The organism is Pseudomonas sp. D8002 (genome assembly GCF_013385695.1).
Taxonomy (GTDB): domain Bacteria; phylum Pseudomonadota; class Gammaproteobacteria; order Pseudomonadales; family Pseudomonadaceae; genus Aquipseudomonas.
The window spans coordinates 1-17,189 of the sequence record NZ_JACAPM010000017.1 but is presented as its reverse complement, the minus strand read 5'-3'; the positions used below and the strand labels follow the sequence as shown (position 1 = coordinate 17,189).

General features: G+C 64.7%; 4 protein-coding genes. All 4 read right to left on the bottom strand.

Annotation, left to right across the window (positions count from 1 at the left end):
- Nucleotides 1–72: 72 nt before the first annotated feature.
- The 4 genes from HX807_RS10045 to gspE all read right to left on the bottom strand — a co-directional run bounded on the left by HX807_RS10045 (nucleotide 73) and on the right by gspE (nucleotide 17,114).
- A complete protein-coding gene (locus HX807_RS10045) occupies nucleotides 73–12,636 on the bottom strand; it encodes a filamentous hemagglutinin family protein (RefSeq protein WP_177049831.1) in 12,564 nt (4,187 codons plus the stop codon).
- Nucleotides 12,637–12,837: 201 nt separating this feature from the next.
- Entirely contained in the window at nucleotides 12,838–14,001 is a 1,164-nt protein-coding gene (locus tag HX807_RS10040) for a substrate-binding domain-containing protein (RefSeq protein WP_087694713.1), read from the bottom strand.
- Between the two features lie 483 nt (nucleotides 14,002–14,484).
- Nucleotides 14,485–15,696, bottom strand: a complete 1,212-nt coding sequence (gspF, locus tag HX807_RS10035; protein ID WP_177049829.1) for a type II secretion system inner membrane protein GspF — start codon at nucleotides 15,694–15,696, stop codon at nucleotides 14,485–14,487.
- Entirely contained in the window at nucleotides 15,696–17,114 is a 1,419-nt protein-coding gene (gene gspE / locus HX807_RS10030; RefSeq protein WP_177049826.1) for a type II secretion system ATPase GspE, read from the bottom strand. Before gspE ends, gspF begins: the two co-directional genes overlap by 1 nt.
- Nucleotides 17,115–17,189 lie beyond the last annotated feature (75 nt).

Below are 17,189 nucleotides of genomic sequence, written 5' to 3'. Positions count from 1 at the left end.
CCGGGGCCCCAAGACGAAAAAAAGGGGCGATCAATGATCGCCCCAAATACAACGAGAGGTCCTTTTCTAAAACTACAAGCTGATCTGCTGGCGCTCCTCATCCGTCAACCGCGCCCGCGCCTGGTCACTCAACGGTCCGGCGCCGAGCACCTGCACCGGGCTGTTGGGGTTGTAGCCCGAGGTCTTCTGCCCGTCCTCCGGCTTGCGCTCAACTGGCTCGCTGCCAAAGCTCAACACTTCCACCGTGACAATCGACGCCCGGCCCTGTTTGGCCGCCGCCTGCTGGCTGCGCGCGGCATCTTCCGCCGCCTGGGACGCCGCCGCACCGGCTGCGCTCGCCGAGGTCATGGCCCCGGTGTTTACCGCCGCCGACACCGGCACCCCGGACGACTTGCCCTGGGTCTGGATGTTGGCGGCATTAACGACGCGCAACGCGGCAATGTTGATGTTGCCCGAGACCCGAATCCCCGCTTCACCCGCATCGATGGTGCCCAGCGGGGCGATCAGGTCGATGTCTCCGGCCGGCACTTCGGGAATCGGGTTCAAGGTGGCAATCCCCGCCCCAGTGCTCGGCACCGCCGGCGACAGGGTCACGTTGCCCCAGTTGTCGTAGACACGCTTGGGCGGCGTGTACACCACGGTGGTCTTGGATCCGCGACCGGCGTTGATGTCGCCCTCGCCGGACCAGCCCATGATCGAGCCGCCGAAGGTGGTCATGATGCGGCTCTGGCCCAGCAGGATGCTGCCCATGGAATACAGCTGGATATCGCCGGCGCCCTGGGTGATCACACCGGCGGTGGACGGCGGTGCCGCGCCTTCGATGCCGAAGGTCTGCCCACCGCCCGGGGTGAGCATCTGGATCGAGCCACCGAAATTGGTGTGTACACCGGAGCCGCCGAACAACGTGATATCGCCCTTGTAGGTGATCGGGTTGCCGGCCACGTCCTTGTCCGGGAACAGCGCGGCAATCGCTGCACGCCCCCGTACATAGCTGCCCTGGCGCACACCGCCCACCGCGTTGTACTCACGGCCGGCGGCCTTGAGTTCGGCGAAGTACACATCACGGGCGAACACCCGTTGCTGTTCAGCGGGCAGTGCGGCGTAAACCGCGCGGGCCTGCTCGCGGGTGCCGACGAAACCGAAGCGCTCGGCGAGCCAGGTGACCAGTTCGTTCTCATAGGTCTTGGCGACCTTGCCGCCCTGGATCGACAGGGCTTCGCCTGGCTGGACGAGGTTGGCCGGGTCCAGGTAGGCCTCGACAAAGCGCCGGTAATCCGGGCCGTTGGGGCCGACGCCAGCTTGCATGACGATGCCTGCGCCAGGGCGGTTGTCGCCCGCGACCACCGGGCCCAGGCTGGTGATGCTGACTTCGCCGCCCTTCGCCGGGTCACGCCCGGACATCAGGATATTGCCGCCCGCCGTCACTTCCAGCAGGCCAGGACCGGCAACCTGGAAGTTGCTGTACAGAATGTCGCGCCCGGCGGAGACGATGGAGATGTCAGTGGGGTTGTTGTGGATGAACAGGTTGCCGGTCGACTGCTCGCTGACCGCACCGGGGGCCGTATTAAAACGGCTGCCACTGCTGACAATGTCTCGCCCCGCCATCATCCAAACCGGCCCGTTGCCCTCGTACCAGGTCTGCCCCGAATGCAAAAACGTGGGGGAAGAATTGAACGTCAGGGTCCGGCCGCTGCTGACCCCCACCAGATCGCCGGTCAAGGCATAGAACCGCGCCGGTTCCGTTGGCGCGTAAGCGGCTGCCGACGCCGTGGCGGAGCCAAAGGCAAACAAAGGACGCGGAATGGAACCCGACGAGCTACCGTTCTCCGACAGATTGTTGCCATCGGCAACCACCTGACCATCAATGGTCCCGACGAACGCCGGCCGCCAAGGTGTGGCCATGATGCTGGGGTCGGCCCCGGAAGGCGTGACAAACATACCGCCCGCATAAATCGAGTCATGGGCCAGGAATTGCAACTGGCTGCTGGCACCGGGGGCGAGCACCAAGGCATTTATCGGACTCGTATCGGCTTGGTACCCCAGGACGGCGTTACCGTAATAAATACTGCCGCCAGCCGCCGTCGCTCGAACGATCGATGGGTAGACGGTTGCCAGGTCGGACGCTGCGGCGGAGACAGATGGCGTCAAGTTGCCCCCCGCTGAAAACAGGTCGATTGCCGTGTGACCGGTCCACAACGAGAACCAACTTTCGCCGGTCCCACTCGTCCCGCCACGGGTAAACGATGAGTTGTTCAGCAGGACGACACGGCCCGGGTCAATCACTTGCTGCAGCACCAGGTCACCCAATGTCGTCAGGTTGAATGTGGCATCCCCCGGCACCAGGGTGATACCCCCCACTGCCCGACCACGGGTCGCCTGGAACGGATCGAATGCGCGGGTTTCGCCCGGGCTCTGCTCAGAGCTGTTGCTGCCGTAGGTCAGGTCGATCCGGCCCGTGGTCGCACTTTGCAGTTGGACATTGCCCCGGATATTCACCAACTGGCCGTTCTGATCGTTTACATCAACCACGCTGCCAGGGTTCAGGGCGCCACCGATACGCACCCGCAGATCACCACCGCCCGTCAACTGCAGGCTGCCATCACCGGCAACCCGCCCGGTACTGCCGACCGCCAGCACCAGCCCCTGGCTGCGCGGGTTGGCAGAGGCCGACATTGGGTTGCCGTCCATGCGCCGAAGCACACCGGCATCCCCGCCTACCTGTACATCCACGTCACCGCCGCCGAGGGTGCCGAAACCGGTAAACCCGACGAACGCATCAGCCTTGGAGGCGTTGGCGGTATAGCTCCCGAAATTGATCCACCAGGCCGTCGGCTGCGCCTGCCCGCCGGTGTTCACCGTGCCGCTGCCCTGGCGCCACAGCCAGTTGGCCACATCGGCGGAGTCGATGCCGTTATCCAGGGGGTTGGGCCGACTTGGGTTGAAGACGCCTCCCAGGATATTCCCCGTCAGGTTGCCCCCCACGTTCACGCTCAAATTCCCCCCTGCCTCCGGGTACCAGGCACGGTACAGGCTGTCAGATGAGCCGTTGACGAACTGTTCAAAATAACTGTTGGTATCGTTCAGCACCGTCTTCGCGCTGTTCAGCGCCTTGGGCTGGCTGTAGGGGTCACTGGCACCGGTTGCAGTGGACGATGTACCGGCGGTGTAGACCCCGTACAGGGAGTCCATGCTCAAGTCGCCGGCGCTGAGCAGTTCGAGGTCGCCCGTACCGGTGCGAATCACACTGAAACGGCTGCTGGAGGGGGTCGCCGCATACTCTTTGCCGCTTTGGGCCTGGCAGTAGGCGGGCGAGCTTGCACAGAACTCATCGATGGACGGGATACCGAACTGGTCCAGGATGCTTTGCTCGATCGGCGTTCCGACGGTGACGATAATCCCGTTGTCCGCCAGGTCCTTGGCGCCGAATTCGGTCCAGACATAGCCAACTTTCACGGCGCAGTACGCCGGATTGCCCCCACAGAAATCATCAATCGAACCCAGGCCGAAATCATCGAGGATCTTTTGGTCGATCGGGTCGCCTTCCTTGACCACCACCCCATTGGCCGCAAAGTCCTCCACCGCGAAGGCGGTCCAGGTCAACTTGCCCTTGGCGGGCATCTCCTTGGCAAACATGCCGTAGTGGCTGTCAGCCAAACGCAGGTCGCCGCTGCGCGGATGGGCTTGCAGGATGCGGCTGTCGGCCGCCTCGGTGTCAGCACCTGCAACCAACCGCAGCGACCAGGATTGCGAACCTTCGGCCAGCATCGGCGAGAGGGCCCACAGCTTGCCCTGGCGCCCCGCCACTTCCGGGCGCAACGCCACCGACTCAGCCCCGCCCGGCAACTTGACGTTGGTGCCGGAAGGAATCAACGCGCCGCGCGGCAGCGGTATGTCGCCATTGAGGGTCACGTAGTTTTGCGTCGGGTTAAGCGCCTCGTAGTTCGTCGGCAACGGCACCCCTTTGGGCCAGGTCAGCGCCCCGAGCCGGGTGTCCTGGGTCAGCAGGCTGCCGGCGTCCAGCTGTGAGCCGGCCGCCAGGGTGTGTGCCTGGCTCAATAACGTGCCTGCGGCAAACAGCACATTGCCCGCGCTGTCGAACACCGCTGCGGCCAATACCGTACCGGCAGGCAGCGTCAGGTCCTGGTTCAGCGTCGCCCGGGTCGGCAAGCGCGTACCGGCGGCCACGCCCACGGCCTTGATCGGCAGGTCGTAGTTGAGCACGGTGCCCGCCGGGAAGGTCGTGCCGTCCGCCAGGGTGATGCCGTTACCCGGCACGATGATCGTGCCGCCGGTAAAGTCGATGCCCGGCAACAACACCCAGCCCTTGTCATCGACGGTCTGCGGTGGCGGCGCAAAACCGTCGTTGATGCTGCCGTAAATATTCAGGTCGCCACCGGCGCGCAGGGTCAGGCTGCCCGACTCACCGGAGCCATACACCGAGGTTTTCTGGCTGTTGGGGTTGAGGCTGGCGTAACGGTAGCCGGACAGGTCCAGATCGCCCTGCACCACCAGGTCACCGTCCGCGGTCTTGCTGACGATTTCCACGCCCGGGCGCAGGTGGAAGGCATCGGCGTAGGTTGCATTGTTAAGCCCGGCGAGCTTGTTTTGCAGCAGGTTCTGGTTGAGCAATGCACCGTTGATAAAGGCCGTGCTCAGCACATGCTTGCCATCCAGGTAGGCCTGGTCGATCTGTTGGTAAGGCCGCCCGCTGGCCGTCGAATCGGTGACCAGTGGCGCATCGTCGTAACTGATCATGCCGTTGAGGGTGATCGAGCGCGCGCCCTGGATCGTCAGGCGGCCATGGGCATCGATGTTGATGTCGTTGCTGGTGCCATCGACGTTGATCAGCCGTGGTGCATTCAGTTCCAGGGTGCCGCGGTTGCGCCCGTCATTGCCCTGGACCGCCTCGGTGCCGTGGCGCAGGTCGATGCGTGCGCCATCGGCCAGGGTCAGTTGACCGGTGCCGGAGCCGAGCACCACCATGGCCCGGTTGGGCGAGTCGATGATCTTGCCGTAGCTGTCCACCCGCAGCTTGCTGCCATGGGCGTCGAGTACCGCGCCGCCGTCCAGCGTCAGGCCGTGCTTGCCGGCCAGGTTGATGCTGCCGACGCGCTCGCCACTGGCGTCCACCAGGCCGGTGACCCGCAGGCTGCCGTTGTCCACGGAGACGTTGACGGTGCCGGCCTTGAGGCCATTGCCGATGGTCAAGTCGCCCTGCTTGAGTTGGAAGCTGCGTGTGCCGAACACCTGGCCTTGATTCAGGCGCTGGTTGAGGTCGGCGAACTGCTGGTCCAGTGAACCGCTGCTGCCCAGGCGCTGGGCCTGGATTTCCACGGTACCGGCCTCATAAGGCATCGTGGTCCCGCCCGCATCGTAATAGCCACTGCTGCCGGCGAGGATCGTGCCTTGCAGGTCGACGATACCGCCCGCCGCGTCCACCGCAACCGCCCGCAGTTTGCCGGCCTGGTTGTTTTTGGCCGAGAGGTCGATGGTCGAGCCGGCAGCCTGCAGTATGTTGCCGCTGCGGCTGTCCAGCAGCACCGTGCCGCCCGCGCCGTACTGGGTCACATCGTTGAACACAGTGGCGCCACCGGCCACGTCGATCAACGCCGCATCCGTCAGCACCACATCACCCCGGGCGCCCAGGCTGACTTTGCCGCTGGGCAGCACTACCGCCGTGGCCAGGCGAATGCTGTCGCCTTGCAGGGACAGTTCGGCGCCCTGGCCGTCGGCCTTGCCACGCGCCCCCGCGGACGCTGCAATATCAATCGCCCCTCCTGCGGTGATGCGGTTCACCGAACCGGCTTCGCCGGTCATCAGTGGGGTGAGGATATTCAGGTCGCCGCCGCTGTACTGGAAGCCCTTCACCGGGTCATAGGCGCCCTGGCTCTGATACACCGAGAGGCTGCCCTTGTGGTTGGCGGTAATGCGCTCGCTGGCATTGAGGTTCACGCTGGCAAAGCCCAAAGCCAGGCGATCGAAACTGCTCACGGTGTTGGTCTGGGCAAAGGCGCCGTAGCCGAACTCAATACGCTCGGCGTTGATATCCAGGCGCCCGCTGCCAGTACCCGCCCCGCCGGCGATCACCGAGCCCGGTGGGGTGGTCGCGCCCTGCCAGATCAGGTTGGCGGTATGAATGTTGGCCACGTCGCCAGCGGCACCGGCACCGTAGATCGCCGGAGTGGAGAGCATCAGGTTGCTCAGCCGCGACTTACCCGTCAGTGGGTCATAGGTGTCCAGGGAGGTACTGCCGTAGAAGTTGAAACTGTCCCGCGCCGAGAGCTGCAGGGTTTCCAGCGCCGGCGCACCGAACTGTGAATCACCTTTGAGCAGGCGATCAAGAAGCGCCTGGGTGAGTGTCAGGCCAGCCGGCAACTGATTGGCCGCAGCGGCCGCGGCCAGGGTTTGGGCGCTGCCGAGGTTAATGGTGTTGACCCCCAGGTTGAGGTGACGGGTGCCGTAGCGCACCTGGTCGCCCAACTGGAAGGTATTGTTGGTCAACGCCACGATGCTGCCTTCGGAGTACAGCCCGGTTTGCCCGCTGCACAGGCCCGTGTCACACACACCGATGCTGATCCCGCCGCTCGGCACCGTCGTATTGAATGCAATGACATTGAGCAAGCCGTTGGACGCCGCCAGCATATTGGTGACTTTGTAGATAAAACCGTCACGAGCGTCGTAGCTGGCTTTGCCACGGCCGATGGTGTTGATGGATGCGCCCTGCTCCAGGACGATCGCGTTGGTGTCACTCAACAAAAAGACTTCCGGCGCTGCGAGCGTCACACCTTCCCGAAGCGTGACGGTGCTGTTGGCCCGACTCGTACCGCCCGCCAGGACGATGTAATTCCCGGACTGGCCATACGTAACTGCCGTCATCCCCCCCACCATCAAACGCGAGGCTCCCAAGGCGTTGAGGCTCTCATCGTTGAAGGTAATGCCGGAAAAACCGCTGGTTGCGGAACTGCCCGCCGCGACGACTTCAATACCCAGTTTGCCTGGATCAATCACCGCCACCGCGCCGCCATAGCCACCCGCCGCGGCCTCAAAACGGCCTATGCCCTGGAACGAAAACGCATCAGCGCCGCCCCCCGGCCGCAAGGCCAGTTTCAGGGTCTTGGCGTCGACAGCGAGCATCGGGCGTGGCACACCCTGTTTCGCGGCGTCGGCCATGGCGAACTGGGCGTAGCTGGTTTCGTTGTATTGGGAATAGCGACGCAAGGTATCGGCCGAGGTCAGAATCAACTGGCTGGCAACGCTGCTGCCGATCCCGGTGTTGGCGATGGACAAGCGCCCGGCGGTGGACCAGGAGCCATTGCGCATGCGCTGGGTGGCGGCATCACTGCCGAGCCCGGCCAGGCCGTTGATCTCGACGCGGAAAGCGCCGGGCATCAAGGCGTAGGTGGACGGCATCAGGGTATAAGTACCCGCCGGCAGCCCCGGCACTCCGGCGCCGATGGTGACCTGCTGGCCCACCAACGGATCGACTGCGCCTTTCTCCGGTGCCACCGGCGCCGAGCCAGGCTGCACCCCGGGCACGATGGCGTAAATCGGGTTGGTGCCCAGGCCCGGCAACACAAAACCGCCATTGGCACCAAACTGCACCAGTGGGCTGTAGCGCGCATCCGTAGAGCCTCCGCGCCCGGAAACGAAACCGGCCCCCAGCAATTCGCCGCCGCCCGACAGGTCCAGGGTAGCCTCAGGCTGCACCTGCACCGACTGGCCGCCGAGAATCACCCCGACGCTGAGTTCCGCGTCCTGGTTGACCAGCCCGCCCTGGCCGACAAACGTCACGGTCTTGCCGTTGTACTTATAGACCTGCCCGTCCAGGGTGCCGCCATACGGCAGCACCAGGCCCCTGCCGCTCACCGAGGTCACGCTGCCCGGCAGCAAATGCACCTGGCTGCTGCCCATGCTGCCGATATCGATCAACCCCAGGGGCGCCCGCACCACACCGCCCTGCCGCACCGTCGCGGCGCCCAGTTGCAGGCGCCCGAATGCCGAGTAAGGCACCGCGGCATCCGTGTTGCCGGTACGGCCAATGGTCAGGGTGCGCAGCGGGTCGAACGTGATGTTGAGGCTATTGAATTCGCTCAGGTAGCCGGCAATGACCCGCGCACCGACCTCCGTGGCCGGATACAACTGCGCCGCCCGCAAGGTCATGTCGCCCTGGGTCAATAACTGGGTGCTGACCCTCAAGGCCACGCCGTCCGGGTTCGCACCCGCCAGGAAGCGCAGATCGCCCTGGCTGGTCAGGTTGACCTGATCAAAGCCGCGACGCTCAAGGCCGACCAGGCTGTCGTCGGCCTGGCGCAGTTTGCCCTTGCTGCCAAACAACACGCTGCCGCGCACATCGATCAAGCTGCCGCTGGCATTGAACTGCGCCTCGGTGGCGCGCAGCGAGGGTAACGGCAACACCGACACCGGGTTCACGTAGAACTCCCGGGCCGGCGAATCCATGCCGGACAGCAGCAGAGACGGTGCCGACAGATTCACCCGGGCATTGGCTGCCGCGCCCTCACTGAGGTTGAAGGCACCGCTGTACAGGCGCAGGCTCTGGCCCATGTTCAAGGACACATCGCCGTCGAAACTCAACAGGCCGTTGCTCATCAATGCCAGGTTGTCGAAGCCGCCCGCACTGACCTGGTCGACGCCCAGGCGAGCGTGGCCGTATTCCAGGCTGTCGGCCGCGTCGGCGGCGGTGCCGGCGAGCGTGTGGGCCTGATGGGTCTGGCCGAGCACCAGTTCACGCACCTTCAGCACGCGATCCGTGACACTGCTCTTGGTGTAATACGGGCTGTCCAGCGCTACGTTCAGGCTGCCGCCCGCTGCGCCGGCACCGCCGGCCCGGGCTACCAGACTGCCGTCCAGGTACAAGCCATTGTTGGACGCCAGGCTGATGCTGCCGCCATTGCTGGCCACCCGGGTTGCGCCCTGCCCCGGCACATCCAACACCGCTTGCGTGCCCGACGCGTCCAGCCGGGCGCCCTCGCGTACCACCACAAACAGGTCGCTGGCAGTGACCGTGCCGGTGCTCAGGTTGATCTCGCCGCCGATGCTGATCTTGCCGCCGTCACGGACCAACCCGTATTGGCTCCCGCGATTGTCCACGGCAGTCGCGGCCCGGGCGGCGACATCGATCAGTGCGTTTTCACCCAGCCAGATGGAGCGGCCGTGGCCAACCGCGTTGGCCGGCTCGAACGCACGCGTGGTCAGGCCGTTCAGGTTGACGCTGCCACCCCAGGCATTGAGCGTGCCGTCGACCGTCAGTTGGCCGATGCTGCGCAGGTTGATCGACTGGCCCGGGTCGACGCGGATCACCGCGCCCTTGCCGACCACCAGCGCGGTTGTCGGCAGTTGCTCGGCAGGCGACTCCAGGTGGCCGGCGGAAAGGGTCAGGCTGGCGCCACGGCGTTGGTTGAGTACGCCCTTGCTGGCGTCTTCCTGGTAAAGCGGCGGGGTCCAGCGTTCCATGACGCTGGCCGCGTCGCCGTCGCCCGGTGTCGTGGCGGCCTGCTCCGAGAGCCGGTAGGCCGGCACGTTCACATCCACCTGAGTACCATCGGCGACCAGCAATCCTTCGTTGCCGGTGATGTCATAGGCCGAAAAACCCTTGTTGAAAAAATCCCCGGCCAACTGCAAGGTCTTGGCATCCGGCGCCTGCGGGCTCTGGCCGATCTGCACCTTGTTGGCCTGCAAGGTCAGGGTGCCGCCTGCGCTGACGCCATAGCCGCGAATCTCGGCGCCCAGGCCCAAAGCCCCCAGTGCGCCCACGGTCACGTCGCCGCCCTTGCCGCCCCGGACTTTGCCATCCAGGCCGATGGTCGCCCCGGACGACGTTTCCACCAGGCTGCCCGCCGCGAGGTTCACGTCGCCGGAGCTGCGCAACGACACCTTGCCACCGTTGATATACGCCACCCCGTCAGTGGCCGAAGGGTCCAGCGCCAGATTATTCCAGCGCCCGGAACTGTCCAGCTTGACTCCGGCGGCCATATCGAGCCGGCCGATACCCGGCAGAATCACATCGCCAACGACATTGGAGCGATTGAGGTCGACCTGATTCAGCAGGTTGCCCGCGTTGATGCTGCCGCCGTGGGCCGTGAGGTTGGCATTGACTGAAACCACGGGGCCGAACAGGGTGATGTCGCCGCCGTCAGCCACCTTGAGTGCGCCATTGACGTCAATCTGCTGCTTTGCGCCGACCTTGATCGCGCCCAACCGGTAGCCATTGAGCTGGTCACTGTCGAGCACCAGTTTGCCCTGGCGTTCGGTCGGCAGCGCAGTGGCCAGGTCCAGGCCGTCGGCGATTTTTTGCGTGCTGCCCTCGATCAGCACCTGGTCGATGGTCGGGGTCAAGGCGTAGCGCAAGGTGCCGGTGGCCTTGTTGTACACCGGCGTGTACTGGCCAATGATCAACTGCGCCCGCTGGGCCATGGCCTGCTGTGACTGCTGATAACCATCAAGGTTGATATTCGGTGCCTGGGTCTGGCGATCGCCCTGGAATACATCGCTGATCAACTGGCCTTCCAGCACCGCGTTGGTGGTGCCCACCACCAGCTTGCCGGCGTCGCGGCCCACGGTGTAGCCCGCCTCGTAGCGGCTTTGCTGGGCCACCAGCGGGTTGTAGTAGAAATCGCTGCGGCCCCAGCGGACGCTGGTGTCTTCAAAGCCCTTGTAGATCCCCGCGTAGAGAATGTCCCCGGGGGCTTTCGACAGCTCATAGAGCTGGCCGTCAGGCCCCTTGAGCCAGGTCTGGCGGATGTAGCCGGCCTGCACATCGACGGTGCCGCCCGACAGATTGACCTGGGCACCCTGCTGGGTCACCACGTCCTTGCCGGTGAACGTCACAGTGCCGCCCTGGGCCATCCACTCGCCGACCGAGTGGCCCTGGGTGCCCAGGTAACCGCCGACTTCCAGCAGCCCGCCGGCGGTGTACCAGCGGTCCGTCGCATAGCCGTTGGTGCCGGCCGGGACGAACACCAGGTCCCGCAGGTCGACCCACACGTCATTGTTGATCAATTGCCCGCCGTCACGGTTGGCGGGCGCGTCGCGCTGTTCGTTGCCCTGCACGTTGATCTTGATGTTGTTGGCTTCCATCGCCACCTTGACGCCAATCGCGCCGGCCACGTCGATCATCGCGCCGTCACGCACCAGGCTGCGCTGGCCGGCACTGACCGCCACCTGGCCGCCGGTGGCCAGGGTGATCGAGCCTTTGCGCAAATCCACAGTGCCGCCGCTGACGATCTCGATCCGCGACTGGTCAGTGCGGTCGGCCACCGCGCTGAGGTTGTTGAACTGGCCGGTGATCAGGTTGGCAGGCAAGCCGTCGAGCTTGATCAGGCCGTTGTCCTTCTGGCTGTTGAGGGCGGTGCTGCCGCTGGCGTCCAGCAGGATCGCCGTGGTGCTGCCCTCGCTTAGGGTCACGCTGCCGGTGGCATCGCTGGCGGCGTTGAGCAAGTGAATCGTGCCACGGGTATCCACCGAAGTGCTGGCCAGGACCACGCCGTTCTGCTGCACCTGGTGCCCGGTGAGGGTGATGTCGCCGGTCGACGCCATGATCAGGCCGCTATTGCTGACCTTGCCCGACGTGCTGCCGGCCTTGAGGCTGGTGGCCACTTCATTGCCACGGGTGGTGGAGCGGTCGTTGCCGGTGGTGCCGACGCCCTTGCGGATATAAAAACTGTCGCCGGCGGCCAGGGTGGCCTGGCCCCTGGCGGTGATGATGCTGCCGGCGTTCTCGACCTCCGAGCCGAGCAGCAAGGCATAGCCACCGGCGTCGGTAGAGGTGGCCGGGTTGTGAGTCTGGATCAACGCGCCGCGCTGCACCTCGACCTTGCCCGCCGCGTCGGTGAAAGTCGGCTGGGTGCCGTTGGCATCCACATAGATCCCGCGTTGGGTGAATTGGTCATCGGTGATGGTGGCAGCGGCCGCCACCAGGTTGCGCACATTGACCTGGCTGCTGCCGCTGAAGATCACACCGTTGCGGTTCATGATCATCACTGTGCCAGGGGCGTTGATCTGGCCCTGGATTTCGCTGGGGCGCGCGTTGGGGTCGTTGACACGGTTGAGCACGGCCCAATTCGATTGCTGCTGGAAATCGACCGTGGTGTTGCGTCCGACGTTGAAGGTTTCCCAGTTGAGGATCGCCTTGTCGGCGGTCTGCTCGATGGTCACCGTGGTCTTGCCACCGGACTGGCTCTGGGTCGGGCCCTTGGCGTTGGTCCAGCCCTGGGTCAGGCTGTTGTCCACCTGCAAGCCGCCCTTGCCGAGGCCGTCGGGAATCGTCGAGACCTGGCCGAGCGCCGCTTGCCGGCCAGCGGCCTGGGCGGCCTGCTGGGCCGCAATCGCCGCGACACTGTTGTTGAGCGTGCTGATGGAACGTGACAACTGCTGGTTCGCCCGCGCCTGCTGATTCAACGACGGAATCCCCGGCACCTGCGCCCCGTTGAGGCGGGCCGCTGTCGCCGCCTGGGAGGCACCCTTGTCGGCAAACCAGCCGGAGCTGAACGCTGTCGCCGCGTGGGCGCTGCCTGCCACCATGAACAAGGCAATCGCCTGGGCCAGGGGTTTGAGGCGCAGGATCGTCTGGCCGCCAGGGCCTTGGGCATTCAGGTTGACCGGTGGTTTGCAGCGGACCATCAGGAAGCTTCCTTCTTTGTTATTGCCCATGGGGAACTGGCGAAGTGCGTCACGTATGGGAGTTAGGCGGTTGGCGAGGGGCGGGACTGAACTTCTGTCATGGAAAGTTCATGTAAGGCTGATAGCCGAGCCGCAAACGCAAAAATCAGCAACGGCACAGGCCGTTGCTGATCGAGTGTTGACGGTCGGTAAAAGCGTGGGTTACAGCGGACGACCGATGGCGTTGCAGACATCAGACTTGCCGATGCTCAGCGCGCTGGTTGCGGTAACGAAGTTGCTGGTGATCGCGGCTTTCCAGGCAGCTGGCAGTGGCACGAAGCGGTTGGCCTTGATCGCGTTGTCGTTGCTGTTCAAGGCGCTGGCACCGAAGTGACGGGTGAAGAACGCACGCACTTGCGAGGTCTGGGTGGCGTCGGCGTAGCACTGGCTGAAGATCAGGTTGGTGAAGCCCAGGATCGGATAACCGCTGCTTGGGTAAGGCACGACGCTTGGATCGTTGGCATCGGCGGCGGCAGCAAACACCGGTACCCAGGCGTTCTGGTTGGCGACGTTGGCAGCAGCCGGTACGGGCACAGCAGCGATGGCGGCGGAAACGTTATCAGGGGCTGGAGAAACACCGGCGACCTTGGCCACTTTGGTGGCGTCATCCAGGCCAGCCAAGGTAGGCGCGGCATAGTCCGGGCTCATATAAGTGATGCGGCCATCACCGGCGTTCAGCGCGTCCATCACGCCTTGGCTGGTGACGGCAGGCACGGCGCCTGGTGGCACGCCGAAGCTGTCCGCGAAGTTGGTAGTGACCACAAATTTCTTGGACTCATTGACGCACTTGGCCGCCAGGAAACGGGTGAACAGCTCGGTGGTGCCACTGGCTTCGTTACGGTAAACCACCACGATGTTACCGGTGCGACCGGTAGCCGGGAGTTGGTTCCACGTGGTGATGCGGCCCGAGAACACGCCGCACAGTTGATCAACGCTCAGGTCAACTGCGTTGGTACCGGCCTTGTTGAATGGAATGGCAACCGAAGTGGCGACCGAAGGCACTTGAATCAACTTGCCCCAGGTCGCTTGTTTGGTGGAGGCGTAGGTGGACAGTTCAGTCGAGGTCAGCTTCGAGTCGCTGCCCGCCCAGTGAACGTTCTTGGTGCCGGTGCCGAACTGGCTGTAGTCGTTGTTCAGGAACGCCAGTTTGCCCTTGCCGCTGCCCACGCCGATGTACGGGGCGAAACCGGCGGTCAATACGCCGGAGGTCTGGTACAGCGGTTGTGGCAGGGTGGCGCCGCCGCCGTTGATGTCTGCCATGGCAGCCTGGGCCGAGCACAGTGCAGCGAGGGTCATGGATACCGCGAGAACGTTGCGCTTAAACATGAAGAAGCTCCTTTCGTCGTGTTTGTACGTTGGGGTAGATGACGCTATGGCTTCGGTCCCGGGCTGTGTTCCGGGGGGTACCCAGGGGTGAGGCCATGGGTATGAAATTTCGCAGCATCCGATGACAGCTAAAGGAAAAAACCTCGGGAGGAACGGCTTGATTTTTAAAAAGATTCTCGGGTGTTTTGGTCACACTTTTGAGCGGTTTGGGGGTGAGGTGACAGCGAGGTTTCAGCGCGGATTTCGAGGACCGGGCTGGAGGCGTTACGGGCCGTGTGGTGGGGTTGGGCAGATGACAGAATGAGGAACCCGAGGTTGGGACCCGCGTGTCGGGCGCGCGAAAATAGTCTTGAAGAAACGCGATTCAAATGTGGGAGCTGGCTTGCTCGCGAAAGCGGTGGATCAGGCGCGACATGTGTTGACTGACACACCGCTTTCGCGAGCAAGCCCGCTCCCACATTTTTGATCGTGTTTCGTCAGCAGTCAGGTCACCAGTTGATTGATTTCGATGATCGGCAGCAGCACGGCCATGACGATGACCAACACCACGGCTCCCATCACCACGATCATCAGTGGTTCAAGCAACGCCGTCATGCCCATCGCCCGACGCTCGATATCCCGCGACAGGGTTTGCGCCGCGCGTTCGAGCATCGGCGGCAGCGAGCCGGTTTTTTCGCCGCTGGCGATCAGGTGGATCAGCACGGGCGGAAAGACCTTTTCCACCGCCAGCGCAGGCGCCAGGTTGACGCCCTCGCGCACCTTGGCGGTGGCATCTGTGACGCACTGGCTCAAGCGGTCGTTGGACAAGGTCTGGCGCGCCGCTTCCAGGGCGCGCAACAACGGCACGCCCGCCCCGCCGAGAATCGCCAGGGTCGAGGCAAACCGCGCGGTGTTGAGGCCCAGTACAAAGCGCCCGATCAACGGCAGGCGCAACACCCGGCTGTGCCAGCTCAACCGTGCCACGGGGTTGCGCAGGTACAGGCGCCAGCTCCAGAAACCACCCACGATCCCGGCAAAACACAGCCAGCCCCAGGCGCGGATAAAGTCACTCGCATTGAGCATCGCCAACGTCAGGCCCGGCAGGTCCTGGCGAGCCTGGGAAAACGCACTGACCACCTGCGGCACCACGTAGCTGAGCAGGAAAATCACAATGCCGATGGACACCAGCCCCACCACGCCCGGGTAGATAAACGCCGTGAGGATCTTGCCCCGCAGGTTGTTGCGCTCCTCGATGTAGTCGGCGAGGCGCTCCATGACCTGGGCCAGGTCGCCGGACTCCTCCCCCGCCGCGATCAGCGCCCGATAGATCGACGGAAAGTCCCGGGGCCGCGCGGCCAACGCATCGGCCAGGCGCATGCCGCTGCGCACATCGGCGCGCACCGCGCTCAAGGTCTGGGCGATGTGTTTTTTCTCGGCTTGCTCCACCGTGGCGCTCAACGCGGCCTCCAGTGGCAGGCTCGCACCGAGCAGGCTCGCCAGCTGGCGCGTGGCCCAGGCCAGGTCATTGTCCGAGAGCTTGGCGCTGAACCGGCTGCCACCGCCGGCACGCTCGCTGTTGTTCTCGACCTGCACCCGCAAGGCCGTCAGGCCACGGCTGCGCAGGTGGGCAAACGCGCCGCTCTGGCTGTCTGCCTCAAGGTGCCCGGACTCCAGCTTGCCGCTGGCGTCGGCGGCTTCGTAGCGGTATCGGTTCATCAGGCGTCCCGTGTTACGCGCAGGATTTCTTCGGGGGCGGTGGCGCCGCTGCGTACCCAGCGTTCGCCATCCTCACGCATGCTGAACATGCCGGCGCGGCGTGAGGCGGCCTTCAAGGCCTGCTCGCCGGCGCCCTGGTGGATCAGCCCGCGCAGCTCGTCGTCGATGCAGAACAATTCATGGATACCGGTACGCCCGCTGTAACCGATCTGGTTGCACTGCGCGCACCCGACAGGCCGCCAGGTGCCGGGCGCGGCCGGGTCTTCCTGCTTGCAGTGCGGGCACAGCCGGCGCACCAGGCGCTGGGCCAATACGCCGAGCAGTGACGAGGCCAGCAGGAACGGTTCGACGCCCATGTCGATCAAGCGGTTGACCGCCGAGACGGCGTCGTTGGTGTGCAGGGTGGCGAGCACCAAGTGGCCCGTGAGCGAGGCCTGGACGGCAATTTGTGCGGTCTCCAGGTCGCGGATTTCGCCGATCATGATGATGTCCGGATCCTGGCGCAGGATTGCCCGCAGGGCCAGGGCGAAGGTCATGTCGATCTTGGCGTTGACCTGGATCTGGCTGATGCCCGGCAGGTCGTATTCCACCGGGTCTTCGACGGTCAGGATATTGCTGGTGCTCGCATCCAGCCGGGCCAGAGCGGCGTAGAGGCTGGTGGTCTTGCCGCTGCCGGTGGGGCCGGTGACCAGCACGATGCCGTGGGGTTGGCGGATCAGGGTGTCGAGTTTGGCCAGGACGGCGGGGTCCATGCCGAGGGTTTCCAGCTGCAGGCGGCCGGCTTGTTTGTCCAGCAGGCGCATCACTACGCGCTCGCCATGGCCGGTGGGCACGGTGGAGACGCGGATATCGATGGGGCGACCGGCCACGCGCAGGGCGATGCGGCCGTCCTGGGGCAGGCGTTTTTCGGCGATATCGAGTTGGGCCATGATCTTGATGCGTGAGACCAGAGCGCCGTGCAGGGCCTTGCGCGGGGACACCACGTCACGCAGGGTGCCGTCGACGCGGTAGCGCACCACGGAGTGGGTTTCGTAGGGTTCGATGTGGATGTCGCTGGCTTCGTCGCGGGCGGCCTGGGTGAGCAAGGCGTTGATCATGCGGATCACCGGGGCGCCGTCCTGGGTGTCGAGCAGGTCGGTGATTTCGGGGATGTCTTGCATGAGGCGGTCGAGATCGACTTCGTTTTCGGCGGCGCCCACGACGGCGGCGGCGCTGCCGGTGTCGGCGTAGGCAGTGGCCAGGAGGCCGTCCAGTTCGTCGTCGCGCACCTGGATCAGGTGGGTTTGGCCGAACTGGCGGTGGACTTCGCTGATGGACCAGCCGGGGGTCGAGGGGCAGATGGTCAGCGTCGGGCCCTGGGTTCCCGGGTGAAGGAGGATGCGTTGGGATTTGGCCCAGGCGTAAGGCAGGAGGCTCATGCTTTTGGGCTTCGTTTGGTTGAGTACATATCCATTCCTTCGGTAACGGCTTCGATTGGTTCCGCTCTTACAGCG

What these genes read in the sequence shown, in the direction of transcription:
- gspF (WP_177049829.1), bottom strand. Translation starts at nt 15,696, where the DNA reads ATGAACCGATACCGCTACGAAGCCGCCGACGCCAGCGGCAAGCTGGAG.
- HX807_RS10040 (WP_087694713.1), bottom strand. Translation starts at nt 14,001, where the DNA reads ATGTTTAAGCGCAACGTTCTCGCGGTATCCATGACCCTCGCTGCACTG.
- gspE (WP_177049826.1), bottom strand. Translation starts at nt 17,114, where the DNA reads ATGAGCCTCCTGCCTTACGCCTGGGCCAAATCCCAACGCATCCTCCTT.
- HX807_RS10045 (WP_177049831.1), bottom strand. Translation starts at nt 12,636, where the DNA reads ATGGTCCGCTGCAAACCACCGGTCAACCTGAATGCCCAAGGCCCTGGC.